The sequence below is a fragment of the Achromobacter sp. SIMBA_011 genome (assembly GCF_046535435.1).
GTDB classification, from domain to species: domain Bacteria; phylum Pseudomonadota; class Gammaproteobacteria; order Burkholderiales; family Burkholderiaceae_B; genus Achromobacter; species Achromobacter dolens.
The window spans coordinates 1-244 of the sequence record NZ_JAWRWN010001070.1 but is presented as its reverse complement, the minus strand read 5'-3'; the positions used below and the strand labels follow the sequence as shown (position 1 = coordinate 244).

The window sequence follows — 244 nt, the reverse complement described above, 5'->3', positions numbered from 1 at the left end:
CCGGTCGCGCGCGAACTCGGCGACGTGATTCTCGCCGCGCTCGAGCGCAATCCGCTGTTCATCAGCGCGGCGCTGCCGAACGAGGTCTATCCGCCGCTGTTCAACCGCTACGAAGGCGGGATGACATTCGGCAGTCACGTCGACGGCGCGGTGCGCGTGCTGCCGAACGGCGTGAAGCTGCGCACCGACGTGTCCGTCACGTTGTTCCTGTCCGCGCCCGACGAATACGATGGCGGCGAGCTCG

Annotated in this window: 1 pseudogene; it reads left to right on the top strand. The window is 67.6% G+C overall.

Annotated features, from left to right (window positions below):
* A pseudogene (locus SB816_RS34310) lies at nt 1-244 on the top strand (PKHD-type hydroxylase); the annotation flags it as partial.